Origin of the sequence: Roseomonas sp. FDAARGOS_362 (assembly GCF_002754815.1) — a bacterium.
In the GTDB taxonomy this organism is placed as follows: domain Bacteria; phylum Pseudomonadota; class Alphaproteobacteria; order Acetobacterales; family Acetobacteraceae; genus Roseomonas; species Roseomonas mucosa.
In genome coordinates this window covers 105538-123924 of the sequence record NZ_CP024587.1, presented here as the reverse complement: position 1 = coordinate 123924, position 18387 = coordinate 105538, and the positions used below count along the sequence as shown (strand labels likewise).

At 70.6% G+C, this 18387-nt stretch carries 21 protein-coding genes; 4 read left to right on the top strand and 17 right to left on the bottom strand.

Annotated elements, in window-relative coordinates; genetic code table 11:
* Position 1: 1 nt before the first annotated feature.
* From CTJ15_RS04660 to CTJ15_RS04635, 6 genes are all read right to left on the bottom strand, one after another.
* Positions 2–391, bottom strand: a complete 390-nt coding sequence (locus CTJ15_RS04660; RefSeq protein WP_019463270.1) for a hypothetical protein — start codon at positions 389–391, stop codon at positions 2–4.
* Positions 391–642 (bottom strand): hypothetical protein, encoded by a 252-nt coding sequence (locus CTJ15_RS04655; RefSeq protein WP_019463271.1) that lies wholly within the window; start codon positions 640–642, stop codon positions 391–393. The genes CTJ15_RS04660 and CTJ15_RS04655 overlap by 1 nt, the downstream gene beginning before the upstream one ends.
* A 10-nt stretch (positions 643–652) precedes the next feature.
* Positions 653–937 (bottom strand): hypothetical protein, encoded by a 285-nt coding sequence (locus tag CTJ15_RS04650; RefSeq protein WP_019463272.1) that lies wholly within the window; start codon positions 935–937, stop codon positions 653–655.
* Positions 938–1046: 109 nt separating this feature from the next.
* Positions 1047–1535, bottom strand: a complete 489-nt coding sequence (gene ssb / locus CTJ15_RS04645) for a single-stranded DNA-binding protein (RefSeq protein ID WP_099781250.1) — start codon at positions 1533–1535, stop codon at positions 1047–1049.
* A gap of 508 nt (positions 1536–2043) precedes the next feature.
* Complete coding sequence (locus CTJ15_RS24245; RefSeq protein WP_157223121.1) at positions 2044–2220, bottom strand: hypothetical protein; 177 nt, start codon at positions 2218–2220, stop codon at positions 2044–2046.
* Positions 2221–2317: 97 nt separating this feature from the next.
* Entirely contained in the window at positions 2318–2923 is a 606-nt protein-coding gene (locus CTJ15_RS04635; RefSeq protein ID WP_099781249.1) for a hypothetical protein, read from the bottom strand.
* A 194-nt stretch (positions 2924–3117) separates the two neighbouring features.
* Between CTJ15_RS04635 and CTJ15_RS04630 the strand changes: the two genes are divergently transcribed.
* From CTJ15_RS04630 to CTJ15_RS24070, 3 genes are read left to right on the top strand one after another with little or no spacing between them, the layout of a single operon-like run.
* Entirely contained in the window at positions 3118–3456 is a 339-nt protein-coding gene (locus CTJ15_RS04630; RefSeq protein WP_019462431.1) for a hypothetical protein, read from the top strand.
* 57 nt (positions 3457–3513) lie between these two features.
* A complete protein-coding gene (locus tag CTJ15_RS04625) occupies positions 3514–3810 on the top strand; it encodes a hypothetical protein (RefSeq protein ID WP_126281827.1) in 297 nt (98 codons plus the stop codon).
* On the top strand, positions 3800–3988 hold the full coding sequence (locus tag CTJ15_RS24070) for a hypothetical protein (protein WP_019462433.1): 189 nt from the start codon (positions 3800–3802) through the stop codon (positions 3986–3988). The genes CTJ15_RS04625 and CTJ15_RS24070 overlap by 11 nt, the downstream gene beginning before the upstream one ends.
* A gap of 35 nt (positions 3989–4023) precedes the next feature.
* Here the strand turns inward: CTJ15_RS24070 and CTJ15_RS04615 are convergent, their stop codons facing one another.
* A complete protein-coding gene (locus tag CTJ15_RS04615; protein WP_019462434.1) occupies positions 4024–4236 on the bottom strand; it encodes a hypothetical protein in 213 nt (70 codons plus the stop codon).
* 211 nt (positions 4237–4447) lie between these two features.
* On the bottom strand, positions 4448–4942 hold the full coding sequence (locus tag CTJ15_RS04610) for a hypothetical protein (protein ID WP_019462435.1): 495 nt from the start codon (positions 4940–4942) through the stop codon (positions 4448–4450).
* A 129-nt stretch (positions 4943–5071) separates the two neighbouring features.
* Here CTJ15_RS04610 and CTJ15_RS04605 point away from each other — a divergent pair, with 129 nt between their 5' ends.
* Positions 5072–5623 (top strand): hypothetical protein, encoded by a 552-nt coding sequence (locus CTJ15_RS04605; protein ID WP_019462436.1) that lies wholly within the window; start codon positions 5072–5074, stop codon positions 5621–5623.
* Between the two features lie 153 nt (positions 5624–5776).
* Here CTJ15_RS04605 and CTJ15_RS04600 read toward each other — a convergent pair whose 3' ends face one another.
* From CTJ15_RS04600 to CTJ15_RS04570, 9 genes are all read right to left on the bottom strand, one after another.
* Positions 5777–7585 carry a DNA cytosine methyltransferase gene (locus CTJ15_RS04600; RefSeq protein ID WP_019462437.1) on the bottom strand — a complete coding sequence of 603 codons (1809 nt, stop codon included), beginning with the start codon at positions 7583–7585 and terminating at the stop codon, positions 5777–5779.
* Between the two features lie 83 nt (positions 7586–7668).
* A complete protein-coding gene (locus CTJ15_RS23880; protein ID WP_019462438.1) occupies positions 7669–8367 on the bottom strand; it encodes a hypothetical protein in 699 nt (232 codons plus the stop codon).
* Positions 8368–8550: 183 nt separating this feature from the next.
* Entirely contained in the window at positions 8551–8847 is a 297-nt protein-coding gene (locus CTJ15_RS04595) for a hypothetical protein (RefSeq protein WP_099781248.1), read from the bottom strand.
* A 155-nt stretch (positions 8848–9002) separates the two neighbouring features.
* On the bottom strand, positions 9003–9200 hold the full coding sequence (locus CTJ15_RS04590; RefSeq protein ID WP_099781247.1) for a hypothetical protein: 198 nt from the start codon (positions 9198–9200) through the stop codon (positions 9003–9005).
* A gap of 187 nt (positions 9201–9387) precedes the next feature.
* Positions 9388–11154, bottom strand: coding sequence for a ParB N-terminal domain-containing protein (locus CTJ15_RS04585; RefSeq protein WP_019462439.1), 1767 nt, complete (start codon positions 11152–11154; stop codon positions 9388–9390).
* A gap of 508 nt (positions 11155–11662) precedes the next feature.
* Positions 11663–11947, bottom strand: a complete 285-nt coding sequence (locus CTJ15_RS04580; protein WP_019462440.1) for a BrnA antitoxin family protein — start codon at positions 11945–11947, stop codon at positions 11663–11665.
* Between the two features lie 145 nt (positions 11948–12092).
* On the bottom strand, positions 12093–17165 hold the full coding sequence (locus tag CTJ15_RS04575) for an N-6 DNA methylase (RefSeq protein ID WP_019462441.1): 5073 nt from the start codon (positions 17163–17165) through the stop codon (positions 12093–12095).
* A 546-nt stretch (positions 17166–17711) separates the two neighbouring features.
* On the bottom strand, positions 17712–17864 hold the full coding sequence (locus CTJ15_RS24240) for a hypothetical protein (RefSeq protein ID WP_019462443.1): 153 nt from the start codon (positions 17862–17864) through the stop codon (positions 17712–17714).
* Positions 17861–18340, bottom strand: a complete 480-nt coding sequence (locus tag CTJ15_RS04570) for a hypothetical protein (RefSeq protein ID WP_099781246.1) — start codon at positions 18338–18340, stop codon at positions 17861–17863. The genes CTJ15_RS24240 and CTJ15_RS04570 overlap by 4 nt, the downstream gene beginning before the upstream one ends.
* Positions 18341–18387: the final 47 nt, after the last annotated feature.

Here is an 18387-nt window from a genome sequence, read left to right as displayed (position 1 = left end):
CTCAGTGCGCCGGGCGCTGACGCGGCCGGGGCAAGGACGGGTAGCGGTTGTCCGGAAGCCCCAGGCCTTCGTCCTCGTGCAGCTGGAGGAGGCGGATCGCGACGGTGAGGCGGCGGCCGTCGCGCAGGGAGCGCACCAGGGCCAGGTCGGTGCGGTTGGCGGCGTAGATGCTGAGCCAGTGGCCCGTGGCGGGATCGCGGCGGGCGGCGTGGTACTGCCCGTTGAGGAAGGCCTCGACGATCCAGGGTGCGCGACAGCTGGCGCCGCCGCGGAAGCGGGCGCGCCAGTGGCCGTCGTCCTGGAGATAGAAGACGGAGCCGAGGGCGATGGTGCCGACGCCGAGCGGGTTGTCGCCGCCCTGGCGGCGCGGGGCGTGATACTGGCGCAGCATCAGGTCCGCTCCTCCACGGTGTTCCGGGGGCCAGCATTGCCGGGCCGCAGGGCGGCCACCGCGCAGGGGAAGTCGGTCGTTCCGTGCCCCTCCGGACTGTCCGCCTCGGCGGCGGCCTGGTCGAAGTCGCGACCGAGGGTCATCCCCGTGGCCTCGGCATACCGCTTGGCCGCTGACTGGGAGGCGAAGGGGCCGAAGAACTGCGGCGCGCTCAGCAGCGGCTCGGGGTCGAAGATCAGTACGAAACCCATGCCACGCTCCTCAGAACGGGATTTCGCAGTCGTCGAACATCACCGCAGGGAACGGCGGCGGTCGGTGGCCGGGCGTGTCCAGGCGGAAGCCGTCGTAGCCGAGGCGTTCGCACATCGCGGCGGCGAAGCGGCCAGCGGCCTCGCGTGAGGCGAAACGATAGGGATGGTAGGAGCTCGTGAGGTGGCAGCGGCCATAGAGGCCCTGGAAACCCTCCTCGTGGATGGTATCCCAGATGATGGTGGTGAGCGCATGCGGGCGCGGCGGGGCGATGGACGCGAGCAGGCTTGCGGGCATCGGGCGGAATCCTCGTGAGCCGGGCCAGCCATCAGGCGGCCCGGTGGGGTGGAGCGGGAGCAGCGGGAAGCGGCCCGGTGCCCCGCCAAGGGCACCGGAGCGCGAGCCGTCAGAACGGGACGTCGTCGTCCATGTCGTGGCCGGCCGACGCCGTGGCCGCCGGGGTCCGCCGGCCGGCCCGCGCGCGGCTGCCGCTCGCGGCGGAAGCGCCCGGCTGGCCCTGCGGCTCCCGGTCGCCCGAAGCCCGAGGATCGGACAGGAAGGTGAAGGTGCCGACGAAGGGGCGCAGGACGACCTCGGTGCTGTAGCGGTCCTGGCCCTGCTGGTCCTGCCACTTGCGGGTTTCCAGCTTGCCCTCGATGTAGACCAGCGCACCCTTGTGGGCGTGCTGCGCCACCACGTCGCCAAGCCCCTCGGTGAAGATCGCGATGCGGTGCCACTCGGTGCGCTCCTGGCGCTCGCCCGAGCTGCGGTCCTTCCAGGTCTCGCTGGTGGCCAGGCTGAAGCTCACCACCTGCCCGCCATTGCTGAAGCTGCGCTTCTCGGGGTCACCACCCAGGCGACCGATGAGGGTGACCTTGTTGAGCGAACCAGCCATCGTCAGATCCTCTTCATTCTCTCTCCCCGAAGAGGCTTCCGGCCCGTGCCGGTCGCGTATCCTCGGGTGCGGTCGAACAGAGGCGCGGTGGCGGGCGGTCCTACCCCCGAGGCATGTGAGGGAGGGGGTTGGGGTTGCGCCGCAGCGGGGCATCGCCCCGCGCAAGGCGCGGCCCCGGCCCCTGACCGAGCGTGCCGAGCCGGAGGCGCTTTCCCCGGCTTCGGGGAAAGCGGGGGTAGGAGCGGCCGGCGCCGTGGCTCAGACCGCAGCACCCCGAGGATATGCGGCCGGCACGGGCAGGTAGCCGACACACGTCTCCCCACTCTCGTCCTTCGGACATCTCCCCTGGCCCGTCTCCAATCTCCTCTATTCCCCTCCTCCCCCTCCATCCTATCCCTGATCCGACCTCTATGGACTGGTCAGGAGCCGGGCATCAGCGGCGCCAATGCCATCCTTTCCGCGGGATCGCGGTCGACGGCGGCGAAAGGGGGCACCCCGCGAGCCCGCCTCAAGGCGTGGCGTTGCGTCGCGCAGCCCGTGTTTCGTCCGCCCAGCAGGAGATGAGATCGGTGACTTCTTCGAGGGTCAGGCCGGGATTGCTGCCGCCCTCCAGCGCCGTCTGGCGCATCCGGCTGGCAGCCGCCCCATGGCCGCAGACGTCCAGCAGGCGAGCGATGTCGGGCATCGGCATGGCGGTTCCGATGCGCCAGGCGTTGAAGATGCGCCGTGCGAGCCTTGGGTCCGAACGGTTGCCCGACTGGCGTCCAGGATGATTGACTAACTCAGCTCGCTTCGCCGATCGGCAACCCGACGCGTTCGACGATCCGGGCATGCGGCACCATCGCCGTCGAGGTCGGCCATCGGGCATAGGCGGCGTTCAGCTCAGCGGCATAGGCCTGCGGGGTGTAGGTTGGCAGGGCAGCGCGCTGCGCTTCCACCAGATCGTCTAGGACATCACAGAAGCTCGGCGTAAGGCTCAAGCCGCGCAGGGCATGCACCATGCCGCTCGTGGCGTCCGCCATGATGGACATGAGGAGGCGTCCCTGCCCCCTTTCGCGCGCCATCAGCGTGCGGTTCCCGGGGCCCTGCGCTCCCAGCGCGAACGGGGCATCCGACCAGCTGTTGGTGAGCAGATCAACATCGTAGAGCAGCATCAGTGTGTGCATGCCGATCGGCAGCAGGCCGACACGCATCTTCCCCGTCCGCGCCCCACGGATCTCCCGGGCGGTGGGGCTTTCATAAAGGCTGAGCAGCGTCAGCCCTGATGCGTCCAAGATCAGACGGACCCCTTCCTCTTTTGGCCCTGACCAGCCAGGCATGGTTTCGCCTCGGCGCATGAACGCGATGGCCGTGGCGTTGGCCTCGGCGCAGGGGATATCAGCGGGCATCGGTGGTTTCCGAAAAATCGGCCGGTGAGTACGTTTTCCTGTTACTAGATAGGTGAAATGCGCCTATATGTTGGTTATCGGCAAGGGCAATGAGGTCCGGCCGGGAGAGACCGAGACGATGAGCGTTTCTATCACCACCAGCCGGTTTGGCGCCAAGACCCGGATCGACGCCACTGCCCCGCATCAAGGGCGCGGTGTCTGCCCTGGTGCAGACCATGCTGGCGCCCGGCGCGCGTGACAGCTCGGTGGACGGCCTGACCGTCACGGTGTTCGTGAACCGTCGCGAGGCCGACCGCGTCATCGCAGCGATCGGCGCGATGGCTGTCCCGGCCGCGCCGGTTGCGCGCCCGGCCCCCAGCGCCCGGTCCTGGACGGCCCGTCGCCTGATGCGCGACAACGGCAGTGTGGCTCCCCAGGTGATCACCGAGGCGGGGCAGGAACTGCGGTTCACGGGTTTCGGCCGCGGCTTTTTTGCTGGTGAGGCCGAGGGCACGCTGTGGGGCGAGCCCGTCCGTTACGCCTACTACGCGTGAGAGGCGACGATGCGGATCGCGATACTCGCACACTCGTCGGCTGCGGCGCCGCGCTCCATGCACGAGGTGGACAGCGCCGCCTCGATGCGCCGCGCCCTGACCGGACAGTTGGGTGGCGGATGCCTGGCGGTCGAGGTCCACGACCCGGTGACCCGCAGGGATGAGTGGCATCTGGTGATGCCGCTCAGGGACGGATCGCCCGTGCAGGGTCGCGTCATGACGATCCGGCAGGGCATGTGCCCGCCCGGGGACGCACAGGCAGCCTATGACGCCGCTGTGGCGACAGCAGACTACCACCGGGAATGGGGGCGTCGGATGCGGGCGCTCCGGAGGAGCATCATTGATGACCGCTGAGGATTTCCGCGCCGCCCTCGCTGATCTGGGGTTCACCCAGGCGGCGTTCGGCCGGTGGCTGACGGACCACGGGCACCCTGCGCGAGACGTGGCGCGCAGCGTCCGCCGATGGGCCGAGATCGGCCCTCCGGGAGAGGTGGTGGTGATCCTGCGGCTACTGGAGAGGCAGTCAGCGTAGCCCATCATGACCCGGCCGGGCGCGGGCGGCATCGGCTACTTCATCAGTGCGTCGAACAGCTCGTCAGTGCGTCCCAGCCGCTCGGCGAGGACGGCCGCCTCGTGGAGGCCCTCCTCCGTCAGCACGCCGTCGTCGCAGGCGCACAGCAGCTGCGAGAGGCGGTCCATCTCCACGCATGCATCATGGGTTCCGCCGCAGGTCCGGGCCTCCAGGCCCGGAGCGTGAACATCGTGGAACGGGTCCGACATGGGCTGATCTCCGCAGCGTCATGGATGGATCAGGGATTTGCCGGACGCCCGCTGCCGCGCCTGGCCATTCTTTCCCCTGTCCCGTTCTGGCCGGCCGCGACGGCGGCGGCCGGGGCAAGGGCGCGCGCTTCGCGCGGGCGGCGCAGCCGCCTTCCCTTGCGGCGGACGCCACGATGCGGCAGCCATCTTCCGTCCTGCCCTCGTGCGCGTTTCAGCGACCGTTGTTCCGGTAGATGGCGATGGCCTCCTCTTCCGGCATGGTGTTCAGCCAAGCCTTGACCTTCCACTTTGCTTTCACCTCCGTCGACGCGAGGATCTTCGCCATCTCGTCCGGTTTCAGCACCTTGGTCTGGTAGACCCCGGGCATCTCCGTGTGGGTGTAGAGGACGCGGTTCTTCAGTGCCCGCTTCAGGTCACGCCGCACGATCCATTCCGTCAGGAGGCTGTCCACGATCCACTCGGCGTCCTGGGTGATCATGCGCGGCTCGCCGCCCGTGGCGGTCCCGATGTCCACCTGCGGGAGAGTCCTGCCGTACTCGTCGAGGCGCTGGCGCAGGGTGTTGGGCTGCACGTTGGTGTTGCCGCCGGTCCCGTGGTTATGGGCGAAGCCCGCCTTCCTCCCGTCGATCCAGATGTCGGCGTGGAAGTTCATCGTCTCCTCGCTCAGGGCGGCGTTGTAGCTGACACTGCGGAGTTCGATCTTCATGGTGTTGGCTCTGCCCCGGAATCCGCGAGGCGCCGGCTCGGCCAATGGCCGGGATGGTGGAAGCCGGCGTGGCGCATCCGTCCCGCCGCTCGCTCGTTGAGGCGAGCGGGATGGATGGGATGGACGCGCATGACCGGGACGAAGGCGGGGCCGACGGTCCAGGTGAACCGGGCGCCGGTGTTGACGCTCTGGGCCGCGGTGGTGGCCGAGCGCCTGGGGCATGACCCCGAAACGGCGATCACGCTTGGCCGGGCCGTCGCCGGCCTCAGTGCCCGCGCGAAGGCGAAGTCCATCGGCATCGCCGAGGAGGGGCATGAGAGCGGCGACCTGCGTGACGAGGCGCGCAAGCAGGGTCAGGGGAGGCATCGGCAGAAGGCGGTGCATCTGCTCGGCCGCGACCTGCCGGTGGTCGAGGTGGATGGGTCGCTACGCGCGCTCGATCACGACAAGCCGGCGTCCGCGCAGGCGGCAGCCGGGTATGTCCGGAGGGCCTTCGGGGAGGATCTGGCGCCGGTCAGGAAGGCGATGGAGGAGTTGGCGGCCACATTGGATCCGGATGAGCTGAACCGGGTGGCCTTCCGGCTCTATGAGCAGTTCCGCCCGGAGGTGGCAGCCGGGACGAAGGGCTGGGGCGCGAAGGGCGTCCTCGATCTCGCCCGGATCCGCGCCGCGGCGGGCTAGGCCGCTCGCCGTCCTGCCGGCAGGCTGTGCCCCGGCCGGACCCTTGGCTGCGACGCCGGTGCCCCAGTTTCGGCGGGGCACGATGGCTGTGGCGGTGCAGGATCCGCTGCCAGGTCCGGCGGCAGGGGATGGATGGTGTGGGGTGCATGGCGCTCAGGCCTCGTCCTGGGGCTGGCGTACGGAGAGGGCCACCGCGACCGGACGTACCCAGATCGGCAGGGCCGAGAGCATGAAGCCCTCGCCCGACCAGGCCAGCAGGAGCGTGCGGCCCATCGTCTCGGCGATGGCCTGCGCGGCGTCGGGCGGGACGGCGTTGCCGATGCGCTCGCGCCAGTCGGCATCGCTCAGCCCGTCCAGCTCGGCCTGCTCCTCCGGGTCGAACAACGATTGCAGCGCCGCCAGCTCGGCGGTGGTGAAAGGCCGGTGCCAGGTGCCGTCGAGGGCGCGGATGCGGGCCACGACCTTCTCGGTCGCGCTGGGCAGGATCGGGCGGGGGTCCGCCACGCTCCAGCGGCCGTTGTCGTAGCCGGCGGCGGCGCTGACGGCACCCGTGGGCTCCCGCCACGGCACCACGCCGTAATGGCCGGCGCCGTAGTAGTCGTCACCCTTCTCCCGTTCCAGGCGCGGCCGGGGATCGGCGACCGCGAAGGTGCCGTTGGATGGCAGGCTCTCACCCGCCACGGTGCCGGCATTGGACTCCCACGACACGACGCCCAGCGCTCCGGAGCGGCGCACGTCTCCGCGCGGATCCGCCACGCACTGGCCGGTGCCATGGGCGCCTGTGACCGCCCGTCCGGCCCCGTCCCAGGGGACGATGCGGAACTCGTTGCTGTGCTTGGGCGGCCCGGCGTGGCGAGGATCGGCCACGGCGAAATGGCCGGCCCCGACCGCGGCCTTGCCGATCACCACCTGGGACGGCTCGTCGAAGCGCTTGACCCCGTACTGCCCGAAGGCGGCCACGCCTTCGGCGCGGCGCGGGTCGGCGACACTGTAGGCGCCGTTGGAGGGACCGGAACGGCCCGCCACGGTGCCGGACGGCTCGTCCCAGCGGTTCACGCCGAGAACGCCGCCGCGCCATTCGCCGCAGGGGGCAAGGGCGTAGTCGCGCAACATCCCGTCCTCGACTTTGAGCCTGCCGAGGGAACGCCAGTCGCTTCCGGCCTCGACGAAGGCGAGCCGGACCCAGGTGGACCAGTGCAGCATCGGGACCCGGTGCATCGGCCCGGCCGCCGGATCGCCCGGCAGGGACATCCGGGAAAGAATGTCCCCCACGCCGTGCAGCGGGCGCTTCGGCGGCTGGTAGAGGAAGGGCTTCACCTTGGCGGTGTGGCGGGCCACCAGCAGGAACCTGCGGCGCGACTGCGCCAGGCCACCCAACTGCCCACAATCATGGGTGGTCTCGGCCACGGCGTAGCCATAGGCGCGTAGCAGGCCGGTGATCCGGTCGAGCAGGGGACGCCCGCGCGACGCGATGCGCGGCACGTTCTCCAGCAGGATCAGCTCCACCGGATCGTCGCGATAGGCCTCCAGCGCCAGCCAGATGCCGCGCAGCGTCAGGCGGTTCAGCGCCTGGTATTTCCGGGTCCTGCTCTTGGTCTCGCTGAGCAGGCCGGAGAAGCCCTTGCAGGGTGGCGAGGTGAACAGGACGTGGGGGCGTTCGTGGCCGAAGGCGGCGCGCACATCGTCCACGGTGGCCTCGCGCCAGCCGATCGGTGGCTCCTGGCCGTGGAAGTCGCGGTACTGCTCGCGGTCGAACAGGTCCATGCAGGTGCCGGGCACACCGGCGAGGCGGCCGAAGTCGCGGATCGCCCCGGCGTCGACGTCGATGCCGCCGAGGCAGCGGAAGCTGGCGGTGAGGTTGCCCACCCGCGAGGTGGCGCGGTTGAAGCCGCGGGCACCTCCGCCGAGGCCGGCGAAGAGGTGGGCGTGCAGAATGGTGGCGTGGCCGTGCTCGGAAATCATGGCGCGGGGCTCCTGAAACGCGAACGGCAGGGCCCAGGCCCTGCCGTTCGCGATGCCGATGGCTGTTTCGGGGGGTGGGAGGATCAGTGCAGCGCGGGCAGACCCGATGCGGGCCCCTGGGCTCCCGCCTGCCGCAATCCATCTTCGGCCAAGCGGCGGGCAGCGGAGGACAAGGGCGCCAGCCCGGCGAGGCGTGGTGATAGCTCCATGAGGTCGAGGCCGGCCCAGAGGCGCTCGACCGCCTCGATGGCCTCGGCCTCGTCTGCGCCCTGAACGACGCCCGCGACGTCGTCGCCGTCCGGCGTCTGCCCTCGGTAGCTCCAATCCAGGCGCAGCGGGGCAGCCGGCTCGGCCTGCCTCCTGTCGAGGTTTTGCACGGGGGCGACGAACAGGTCGAAACCGCGACGGCTGACCAGCACGTCCAGGCGGGTCTGCAGCATCGCGGTCGAGCAGGCGTTGGCCTCCGCGATGTTGTCGCCGGCGATCGCCAGGGCATCGAGGAGCGCCCCGCGCTGGCTGGGGCTGACCCGGACGGCAAGGCCGTCGATGCACGCCCAGGGCTGGGCAGGACCAAGGGCGGGCTGGCGATGCGACTTCGCCAGGCTGGCCGTCCAGCTCCATCCGGGCCCATCCATGCTCACCTCGACCACCAGGGCGGGGCGGGCGGTGTGCCGGAAGGCCTGGCTCGTGCCGGAATCGCCCCGGATCCGGCTCCATCCATCGGGCGAAAGGCCGAGATCCTCGGCTGCCGAGCGCAGGGCGCGCTCAACCAGGGTGTCCATATTGCTCAACTCCCATCAGGGATTCGGGATGCCGAGGTGGCCCCGGCCTTGCCGGCCGCTTTCTCCTCGACCCTCCCCAGCCGCCGCGTTCCGGGCCGCCGGGGGCAAGGGCGAGCGGAGCGAGGGAGCGCAGCGACGCACCCTTGCCGCCGGGGGACGGATGCGGCAGCGCTCCCTCCGCTCCTATTCGCCGGCTTCTTCCTCGATCGCCTCGTCGGCGGCTTCGGAAGGGTGCGCCTCGTCGTCGTAGGCATCCCGCCAGAGCCGGTCCGGCAGATCCGCCAGCCCGATCCCAAGGCGCCGGGAGATGCGGGCGTTGGCGACGCGCAGGAAGCCGTAGAAGCCCAGGTGGCCTCCGGCATACTCGAACAAGCGGTCGTGGCTCTCGCAGGCACCCGGCGTGTGCTGGATCGGGTTCTTGCCGGAGAGCTGGAACGGCTCGGATTCCGAGCCTCGCGTGGCAACGCTGATGAAGGCCATTGGGCCACCTCGTTCTGATTATCGTGGAAAGGGGGGCCCGGCTGGATGCCGGGCATGCGTGGATCACGCGGCGCGCGCCGCAAGGGCGCGCACTCGTATTGGTGCTTGCGAGGGAGCAAGGAGGGCCCGGCGCCGCCTAGGGCGCCGGGTGCGTGTCAGCGGCCGAGGCTTTCCGCGAATGTCTGGCGTCTGGACGGAGACAGTTCCTCCATCTCGCCCAGCAGTTCATCCAGTTTCCCGGCGATGTCTTCCCATTCCCGCGGAAACATGGACCACAGACCTTCCTCCAGGTCGTTGGCGAGGCTCGCGCACCTGTTCCAGAGGCGGTCGAGTTCGGTTTCGCTCGCGCGCATGGCTTTCTCCTACTTTGATCCCTCCCCAGCCGCCGCGTTCCGGACCGCCGGGGGCAAGGGCGAGCGGAGCGAGGGAGCGCAGCGACGCACCCTTGCCGCCGGGGGACGGATGCGGCAGGGGCCTTCGTGTCCTGCGTCCGCTTCTCAGCCTTCCCAGGGCGTCGGCCATGCGACCAGGCTTGCGGTGTCAGGTGGTATGGACAACCGGGGGCTGGCTGCCGGACGGCGGATGGAGGCCATCGGTAGGGAGATCCACCTCCTCGCCATCCATATCCATGTTGCCCGCGGTCTCTTCCTCGCCGGAGCTCTCGTCCTCCCCATCATCCTCCCCAGAGGACTGCCAGCTGGCGCGCAGGGCGGCGCGGCTCTCCTCCCGCTGCCGCTGCTCGGCCAACTTGCGCTGCTCCTCCGTGGTCAGCGCGAAGCGCACCAGCGGGTGGAGGAAGGTCTGCCCCTTGAAGCGCTCGACCACCGCAGCACGGGTTGCCTTGCCGGTGTTGCGCGGCGCCACGTTGTTGGCGCTGGCCGTGCCCATGATCGCGTCCTTGCTCAGATGGGCCAGGAACTCCTCGGTGGCGGTGGTGGGAAGGTAGGCGTCGGCATCGACAGCCACCCCGGCGTAGCGGGCGACCAGGCCCGAGGTGGAGAAGCCCACCCGGCAGGACAGCGCCTGGCGCAGCATGGCGCGGGCGGCGGCACGCAGGGCGTCCGCGTCTGCGGTGAGCACGCCGCCTTCGAGGAGGCCGGCGGCGATCGCGGCGCGCGCTCCGGCGTACAGGTCGTCGCCCTTGGCGCCGCTGCGGACCTGCACGTTCTGCCCGGCGAGCGCGAGCACGAGCAGGCCGATCAGGGTCTGGTCCGGGATCTCGGCCTGCGCGAAAGCCTCGTGCAGCGCGTCGGTGCGCAGGTCGCCCACCATGGCGTCGCCCTTCTGGGTCAGCGGCGGGCGGGTGACCTTGGGCAGCACCGTGCCATCGGCCGATGCCTCACGGCCCCGGCCACCGCGCTCCTCGCGGGGCGGTGCCTCCCGGAACAGCGTCTGCCGCACTTCGCCGGAGCGCGGATCGACGGTGAGGCCGATGCGGTCGAACTCGTCGCGGGGCTGCTTGTAGTAGAGCTCCTGCGCCCCTTTGGGGAACATGACGCGGCCCCACTCGTCGAGGCCCAGGAGCACGGCGCGGTCTGGCAGGTTGGCCTCCAGCCACGCCTGCTGCGCCTGCAGGAAGGCGTCGAGCTGGGTGGTGAAGCGGCCCTCCTCTCCGGCGGGGGCGAACAGGTCGTCCTGCCAGACGATCCCGAAGGCCTCGGTCTCGGCCTCGCCGAACCTGGCGACGGCGAAGGGGATGCGGCGCTTCTCCAGGGCGGCGGCGATACCGTGCCAGTGGGCGCGCTCGCCGCGCTTCGGCTTGCTCCTCTGCCAGACCGAGGCCTGATCCTCGGCCGAGGCGAGGCCGATGGTGCGGAGCTGCTGGTCGGTCGGCATGTCGCCGCGTGCCATGTGGTCCAGCATCGCCGGATGCACGCGCGAGAGGTGGCGCAGGGCGCGGATGCGGCGCACCGGCAGGTTCAGCGCGGCTGCGATGGCGTCCTCGGTCCAGTCCTCCCCGACCAGCGCCTCGACGGCGCGCCACTGGTCTACCGGGCTCATCGCGGTGCGGACCATGTTTTCGGCCAGCGCCCGCACGCCGTCGCCGCCCTGCGCGGCGTCGTCGCCGGGCTCGCGGACGAGGACGGCGATCTCCTTCAGCTTCGCCTTGATGGCCGCGTCGCGGCGACGGTGGCCGGCGATCAGGACCAGTTCACCCGCGATCTCGCGCGCGGTGGGCGGCTGCAGGATGCCGACCGCCTGGATATTGGCGAGCAACTGCGCGTCGGCCTCCGCGCTCGGCCTGGTGCGGCGGGGGTTCTCGGGGTTGTCGCGCAGCTTGCGCGGGTTGGCGTGGACGATCTTCATGGCGAGAGTGGCTCTCCGGACCGGGGTTCCCGTCACCCCATTCCTGGGCTGACCCCTCCCACGCCGGCGGCCGGGGGCCGTCCGGCACCACGGCGGGCGAGCGGCCCTGACCCGTCGCCGGACGCGGCCCAGCCCGGCAGGGCGGGCTGCGGCCCAGCGGGGCAGGGCTGCGCAGGCGGCCGTGGAGCGAAGCGGTGCCGGGCGGTGCCCGGATGCCAGCGCTCCTGCTCCTCCTCTCCCCCGCTTTCCGTGTTTCCCGATTTCCCGCTTTCCGGCTTTCCGGCTTTCCAACATCCCAGGCATGAGAGCGGAGCACGAGGACACCGGCTCGGCCCGTTCTGCTGCGGCGCGTCATTTGATTGGACCCGAAGGGCAGCCTGGGTCATGGTGCGGGGTGCGGCGACACGGCACCCGCTGGGTTGCCGCCTTACTTGGACGTTTCCTCCCTAAACTTGGGCGGCACCCTCGGGCGCCGCCTTTCTTTTTGCACGGCCGGTCCAAGGCCGAGCTACAGGGTCTTGCCCCCCTTCGCGGCATTCCGCACATGCTTGCGTAGCACTCGGTTGATCTCGGTCTGATAGCCCCGGCCCGATTGGACGTGCTCCCTGAACCAGGCCAGCACATCCGCATCCAGCCGGATCGTGATGGCTTCCTTGCGCGGCCTGTGGAGGCCGCCGCGCACCGCATCGGACCAGTCCCGGACTTCCGGAATGTCCGTGGTGTCGATCTCATCCTCCGGCGCGGCGGCCAGCCGTTCCAGGCGCTCGCGCTGCTCCTTACTGATCGCTGCCATCCTCGTAGGCCCTCCGTTCCGCCCTGGTCGCCCGCCGCGCGCTGACGAGACGTACCCGTTCCTCCTCCTCTGCCTGCTTCAAGCGCCTCGCGGCCGAGATCCGGATCCCGAATATCCAGAAAATATGGATATTCGGGATGGACAGTCATGCCGCCGCGGCAACCGCCTCCTCCTTGCCACTCTGCGCCAGATCCGCCTCCAGTGCCTGCATTTCAGCCAGCTTGGCATCCAGCTCGGCCTGGAACTCGAAGGCGTCGCCCAGCCGGGCCTGGTAGGCCGGCAGCCGGCGCTCGGCTTCCTCCAGGTCCCGCCGGTGCCCGGCCAATTCCGCCTCGAAGCGTCCCAGGGCGTATTCGAGCCGGGCCACCAGTCCGAGCGCGGACAGGTCGTCCTCCACCTGGATCTCCTGCTGGCCGTAGGCGCGGCCCAGCAGCAGGTGGATGTCCAGATCGGCCCCCTGGCGGTAACGGCGGGCCTCCAGCGTCAGCGGAAAGCCGCCGACCGCGCCGAGCTCCCAATCGCCCTGGCGGCCCTCGAACTGCACAGTGCGCAGGATCCTCAGCAGTGCGGCCCCCGCCTCCTTGCGTTCGGCGAAGGTCCTGCCCTGCACCTCCATGCGGAACTCCTCGCCCCGGGTCGATACCCGGCGCGCGAGGTCCGCCTCGGTGTCGGTGATGGCCTGGGTGGCACGGCCGATGGCCGAGCGCGCCTCGGCGACGCGCCGCCGCACCGCGTGCTGGTCGTCGAAATGCGCCGCCCGTTGGCGCTGCAGCCGGGCGATCTCGGCCTCCAGCCCAGCCTTCTGCATCAGGCGGGGGTCGCCCGAGGCGATGGCCTTGGCCATCGCGAACTGGTTCGCCTGGGAGCCGATATCCTCCAGCCGGCGGATCGAGCGGTCGCCGCCCAGCGCCGCCGCGATGAAGCGCGCCTTGCGCTCGTTGTTCTGCCACATCTGGGCGTCCATCGAGCCCAGGGTCGCGTAGGCGTAGAGGCCGATCTCGTCGTTCTGGTTGCCCTGCCGCTCGATACGGCCCTCGCGCTGCTCGATCTCGGAGGGCAGCCAGGGCACGTCGAGGTGATGCAGCGCCACCAGCCGGCGTTGGGCGTTCACCCCCGTTCCCATGGTGGCCGAGGAACCGAGCAGGAAATCCACCTGGCCGTTGTTCAGCTTGGTGAACAGGCCCTGCTTGGCCTCGGCCTTCTTGTAGTCCTGCATGAAGGCGATGCGCTCGGCCGGCACGCCGAGGCCGATCAGGCGCTGCCGGATCCAGCGGTAGGCCGAGAAGCCCCGCGTCGCCGCTGCCCCTTCGGTGCCGAGGTCGGAGAAGATCATCTGCGTGGCACCGGGGGTCGGGTGCGGCGTGCCGTCCGGGTTGCGGAAGACCTTGCCGCGCGTCTCCGACCAGATGCGGAAGGCGTTGTCGATCAGCGCGTTGAGCTTGTTGCCGGGGTCATCCTCCGCCTCCGCCACGACGAAACGCAGGTCGATGGCGGCATGGCGGCCATCGGTGATGACCGAGAGCAGGATGTCCTCGCCCTTCTGGGGCTTGCCCTTGCGCGCCTCGATGGCCTTGATGCGCGCCGCGAGGGCGCTCTGGTAGTCCCGGAAGGCCGGGCTGGCGGGGGCGGTGACGATCTGGCGCCGGCCGCCCTGGATGGCGGGCAGCTTCAGGTACTGGCGCAGGTCGTCCTTGAGCACGACGTCCGCGACCGAGCGGAACATGGCGATCAGGTCGGCGACGTTGACGAACTCCGAGAAGCGGGTCACCGGCTTGTAGAGGCCCGAGGGCTGCAGCTCCAGCTCGGTGCGCGTGTCCCCGAAGTTGGCGGCCCAGGCGTCGAACTCCTGGATGCCGCGCTCCTCCAGCATCTCCGGCTGCATGAAGCGCTGCAGGGTGAACATCTCGCCCAGGGTATTGGTGATGGGAGTGCCGGAGGCGAGGATCAGCGCCCGGCCCGGGTTCACGGTCGCCACGAAGCGTGACTTCACGAACAGATCCCAGGCGCGCTGCGAGCCGTCCGGGGCGATGCCCTTGAGGTTGCCCATGTTGGTGGCGAAGGAGAGCTTCCGGAACTCCTGTGCCTCGTCGGCGATCACCTGGTCGACGCCCATCTCGGCGATGGTCAGCATGTCGTCCTTGGCCGAGGCGAGCGCTTCGAGCTTCTCCTGCATGCCTTCCTTCATGCGCTCGATGCGCTTGCGGGCGATGCGGTCGTCGCCATCGAGCTTCTCCAGCAGGGCCGCGTAGGCATCGAGCTGGTCCTGTACGAGACCACGCTCGAACGCGGCCGGGGCGGCGATGAACTTGAAGGCCGAGTGGGTGATGATGATGCAGTCCCAGTTGGCGGTGGCCGCCCGGGCCAGGAAGCGCGCGCGCTTGTCCTTGGAGAAGTTGGTCTCGTCGGCCACCAGGATGCGGGCACCCGGATAGAGTTGCAGGAACTCGCGCGAGGCCTGGGCCAGGCAGTGGCCGGGCACGGCCAGCATGGCCTTGGAGATCAGGCCGAGGCGCTTCTGCTCCATGATCGCGGCGGCGATGGTGAAGGTCTTGCCGGCGCCGACCGCGTGGGCGACGTAGGTCTGCCCCGAGGCGACGATGCGCCAGACGACACGCTTCTGGTGCGGGCGCAGCTGGATCACCGTGGAGGCGCCCGGCAGCTGCAGGTGCTCGCCCGAGAAGTGCCGGGGAACCAGGCTGTTGAAGGCGTCATTATACAGGCGGACCAGTCGCTCGGCGCGGTCGCTGTCGGTCCAGACCCAACGCTCGAAGGCGTCCTTGATCTTCGCCAGCTTGTCCTTCACCGCCTCGGTTTCCTGGGCGTTGAGCTGCCGGTGCTCGCCCTCGGCGTCCCGCCACACGTCCCAGATCTGCGGGATCGAGGCATTCAGGGCATCGTCCAGCAATTCGCCCGCGTGGCGGCGGTGCGTCCCCCACTCCGAGGTGGCGGAGGCCAGCCCCACGAAACGGTGGACGTCGATGCTCCAATGCGCCACCTCGACGGTGTGACGGACCGGCGTCTCCACCCCGATCACCTCCTGGATGAAGGCCGCGACGTCCCGGGCCGGGATCCAGGGGGCGCCGAGGCGGGCGGTGATGTCGGAGGGGCGCAGGTCCTCGGGCTGCACCCGCTCCAGCGCCACGACGTTGCGGGCGTAGCGCGCATCCAGCGTCGCGGCGGCACGGGCCGCGGCGAGCTTGCGGCGGACCTGCCCCGACAGGTACTCGTCGGCGGTCTGCCAGGCCTCGAAGCCCTCGGTGGTCAGGTCAGGATCGAGGAACACGGTGTCGCCCAGCTCGGCCAGCACCGTCTCGCGGTCGCGGCCGAGGAGGTCGCAGGCATGGGCTAGGTCCACCACGCCACGCTCGGCCAGCGTCACGGCCAGCGCGTCGGCGGCCGAGACGATCATCGGCTCGGCCGGGGCGTGGATCACCCGCTCGGTGAAGATCGGCCCCTTGCGGGCGGTGCCGGTCTCGGGATCGTACTCCTCGATCGAGGAGACCAGCCAGCAATCCGGGTCATCGAGGAAGGGCTGCAGGTTGGGCCGGCGCACGGTCTCGCGGACCTCACCCGTTTCCTCATCCGTGCTGGTGCTGATGTTGGTGAGGTTGATCGGCCCGAAGGCGCGCACGAAGCTGCCATAGGCCGCCCGCAGCCGCACCTGGGCGGCGCCGAAGGGCTGGTCGGCCTCCTGGGCACGGATCACCCCGCGCACCGCCTCGCGGACCGGGATCAGGCCGCGGATGATGCGGGCGTGCTTCGCGAACAGGCCGACCGTGCCCTTGCCGGACTTCACCGCGACCGGCTCGGCGGTGCCGTCCACCACCTGCAACAGCACGCCACCCTCGCCGATCAGGTAGGAGCCCTCCTTGATCGTCGCACCCTCGGCGGCGGTGCCGGCCCGGGCGGCGGTCCTCGCCGGGCGCGCCGCCACGGCGTCCGCCGGCGGCTGGTGGATGCCTTGGGGCAGCCGGGCGACGGCTTCGGCCAGGGCGGCGTCCAGGTCACGTCCGTCGCGGGCACAGTCGTAGGCCAGGCCGAACGGGCCGGTGGTCCATCCGTGGCGGCCCAGCACCGTCTCCGGGTGCGCGGCGAACCAGGCGTTGACGTGGATCGCCGCCTCGCCGGCTTCGGCCGGGACCACCTCCGCGAGATGGGCCCATTCCACCCCGTTCGGCTCGGCACCGCGCTCGCGGCGCTGCAGGAACAGGATGTCCACCACGACGTCGGTGCCGGCGGCCGCGGCGAAGCTGCCGGCGGGCAGGCGGATCGCGCCCACCAGGTCGGCCATCCCCGCGATGTGCTCGCGTGCCTTGGGGTCCACCTTGTCCAGCGTGCCGTGGCTGGTGACGAAGGCGGCCAATCCGCCGGGCTTCAGGCGCTCGACGGCACGGGCGATGAAGTAGTCGTGCAGCTTGAGGCCGAGCTTGCCGGCCGGGTCGTCGGCCCGCACCGTGCGGTCCGAGAAGGGCGGGTTGCCGAGGGCGAGGTCGAAGGTCTCGGGGATACGGGCGCGGGTGAAGTCCTCCTGGCGGATCCAGGCCTTCGGATGGAGCAGCGCCGCGATACGGGCGGTGACCGTGTCCATCTCAATCCCGGTCACGGTGGAGCAGTCCGCCATCCCCTCCGGCCGCAGGGCCAGGAACAGGCCGGTGCCGCAACCGGGCTCCAGGATGCTGCCCTGACGGAAGCCGAGCCGGGTCAGCCCGGCCCAGACGGCGCGCACGACGTATTCGGGGGTGAAGTGTGCGTACTGCGTGCAGCGGGCGAGGCTGGCCAGCTCCGCGGCGGACACGGCCTGCTCGAGCCCGTCGCCCTGCTCGGCCCAGCCCTCCCGCCATGCCTCGCCGGGGCGGCGGAACAGCGCGTTGGCCAAGTCGGAGGCGCCGTAGCCCACGAAGCGCGCCAGCACCGCCTGCTCCTCGGCGGTCGCCGGACGCGTCTCGGCCTCGATGCGCTGCATCAGCCGGATGGCGGCGAGGTTGCCTGCGGCACGGGCCTTCCAGCTGCTGGCGAGGCCACGGTCGCCGGCGAGGCGGAAGTCGTGGGCGACCACGCGCGGCACGGCGGGCGCGATCGGCGCGTCGTCCGGCTCCTCCTCCGTCGCATCGAGAGGCGGCAGCAGCGTACCGAAGCCGCCGCCGTCGAGCGAGAAGGAGGTCAGGGCGGTGGTGTCGAACAGGCTGAGCTGGTCGAGGGAGGACTTGGCCTTGGCCATGGCGCGGGTTCCCGAGCGCGCATGCGCGGCCGCCCGGCGGCCCATGCGGGCGACCGGGTGACCTGTGCGATGCGGTGGTTGGAGGAGGGGCGGAGGTTTCGGGGAGAGCGGGCCGTTCAGGTGCCGCTCAGGCTGTCAGGCCAGCCAGGACGGCGGGCTCTGGCGCAGCGGCCAGGGGGCGGTCACGGTGACGGCGGTGCCGGGGAACTGGCTGTGCGAATGGCAGGCCTCGTACCTGTTTCCCATGGAGCCTCCTGTGGGTCTGTTCCTATGACCCCTCCGCCGCGGGCAGCGCGGGCGGGCCGGCACCATGGCCGGGGAGCGGCCCTGGCCGGCGCAGGACGCGGCCCGCAGGGTTGCGGCCCAGACGGGCTGGGTTGCGCTGCCGGCCATGGAGCGCAGCGGTGCCGGGACGGCCGGGATGCCAGCAGCTTCTCGCCCCTGATTCTCTCGTTCCTGCTTTCCTGCTTTCCCTCTTTCGGGATTTCCCGAACTCAGGCTTGCAGGCTTGCAGGCTTTCAGGAGGCTTAGACGCTGGCCCCGCTGTCACGGCAGCAGCAGGTCGGGTTGTGTCTCGCTCCTGCCGACCGTGAGGATGAGCACCATCCGCCGGTACGCCTCGGTCCTCTCCGACTGGCGTAGGCGGCGCAGGCCCGCCTCGCTGGTGTTGCCGTCCCGGACCTCCGCCTGGGCGATCACGGCATGCTCCGGGATGCTGTGTCAGCGGCGCCGCCCGCGACGTGCATCGCCGTGGCTAGGAGGTGACGGGGCACCCGGCAAAGGAAGTCGTGCCCCACGGGCCGGAAGATCGGCCCGCGCCGGCCGGGCGGCGTCGGCACGACCTCGAACTCGCTCGTGACGACCCGCCCGCCGTCAAAGCTGATCTGCTGGGTAAGGCTGATCCGCTGTCCGGGATCGAGGTTCCGGCCGCTGGCGGTCGCCTCGCGGCGCAAGGCCGCCGCCGCGGCGACCCGTGCGCGCCAATCCGCTGCGTAGCCAGGATTGGGGATGTCCTCGATCGGCGAGAGCAGCGCCATGATCCGGGCCGGGCAGTCGACCTCACAGGGGCCGCAGCTCTCGTCCATGGTCTTTCGGCCAAAGCCCTGCCGGGCGTTGTTGAAGACGAGCACGACGGCGCAGAATACGTAGTCGGCCTTGAATAACTCGTAAGGCACTGATCTAGCTGTGAGATTTTCCGGGCTCGGCGACCTGGATTTGCAGG

Excerpts from the sequence above, each read along its gene's own strand:
- CTJ15_RS04660 (WP_019463270.1), bottom strand. The coding sequence starts at position 391 with ATGCTGCGCCAGTATCACGCCCCGCGCCGCCAGGGCGGCGACAACCCG.
- CTJ15_RS04655 (WP_019463271.1), bottom strand. The coding sequence starts at position 642 with ATGGGTTTCGTACTGATCTTCGACCCCGAGCCGCTGCTGAGCGCGCCG.
- CTJ15_RS04650 (WP_019463272.1), bottom strand. The coding sequence starts at position 937 with ATGCCCGCAAGCCTGCTCGCGTCCATCGCCCCGCCGCGCCCGCATGCG.
- ssb (WP_099781250.1), bottom strand. The coding sequence starts at position 1,535 with ATGGCTGGTTCGCTCAACAAGGTCACCCTCATCGGTCGCCTGGGTGGT.
- CTJ15_RS24245 (WP_157223121.1), bottom strand. The coding sequence starts at position 2,220 with ATGCCCGACATCGCTCGCCTGCTGGACGTCTGCGGCCATGGGGCGGCT.
- CTJ15_RS04635 (WP_099781249.1), bottom strand. The coding sequence starts at position 2,923 with ATGCCCGCTGATATCCCCTGCGCCGAGGCCAACGCCACGGCCATCGCG.
- CTJ15_RS04625 (WP_126281827.1), top strand. The coding sequence starts at position 3,514 with ATGCACGAGGTGGACAGCGCCGCCTCGATGCGCCGCGCCCTGACCGGA.
- CTJ15_RS24070 (WP_019462433.1), top strand. The coding sequence starts at position 3,800 with ATGACCGCTGAGGATTTCCGCGCCGCCCTCGCTGATCTGGGGTTCACC.
- CTJ15_RS04615 (WP_019462434.1), bottom strand. The coding sequence starts at position 4,236 with ATGTCGGACCCGTTCCACGATGTTCACGCTCCGGGCCTGGAGGCCCGG.
- CTJ15_RS04610 (WP_019462435.1), bottom strand. The coding sequence starts at position 4,942 with ATGAAGATCGAACTCCGCAGTGTCAGCTACAACGCCGCCCTGAGCGAG.
- CTJ15_RS04605 (WP_019462436.1), top strand. The coding sequence starts at position 5,072 with ATGACCGGGACGAAGGCGGGGCCGACGGTCCAGGTGAACCGGGCGCCG.
- CTJ15_RS04600 (WP_019462437.1), bottom strand. The coding sequence starts at position 7,585 with ATGATTTCCGAGCACGGCCACGCCACCATTCTGCACGCCCACCTCTTC.
- CTJ15_RS23880 (WP_019462438.1), bottom strand. The coding sequence starts at position 8,367 with ATGGACACCCTGGTTGAGCGCGCCCTGCGCTCGGCAGCCGAGGATCTC.
- CTJ15_RS04595 (WP_099781248.1), bottom strand. The coding sequence starts at position 8,847 with ATGGCCTTCATCAGCGTTGCCACGCGAGGCTCGGAATCCGAGCCGTTC.
- CTJ15_RS04590 (WP_099781247.1), bottom strand. The coding sequence starts at position 9,200 with ATGCGCGCGAGCGAAACCGAACTCGACCGCCTCTGGAACAGGTGCGCG.
- CTJ15_RS04585 (WP_019462439.1), bottom strand. The coding sequence starts at position 11,154 with ATGAAGATCGTCCACGCCAACCCGCGCAAGCTGCGCGACAACCCCGAG.
- CTJ15_RS04580 (WP_019462440.1), bottom strand. The coding sequence starts at position 11,947 with ATGGCAGCGATCAGTAAGGAGCAGCGCGAGCGCCTGGAACGGCTGGCC.
- CTJ15_RS04575 (WP_019462441.1), bottom strand. The coding sequence starts at position 17,165 with ATGGCCAAGGCCAAGTCCTCCCTCGACCAGCTCAGCCTGTTCGACACC.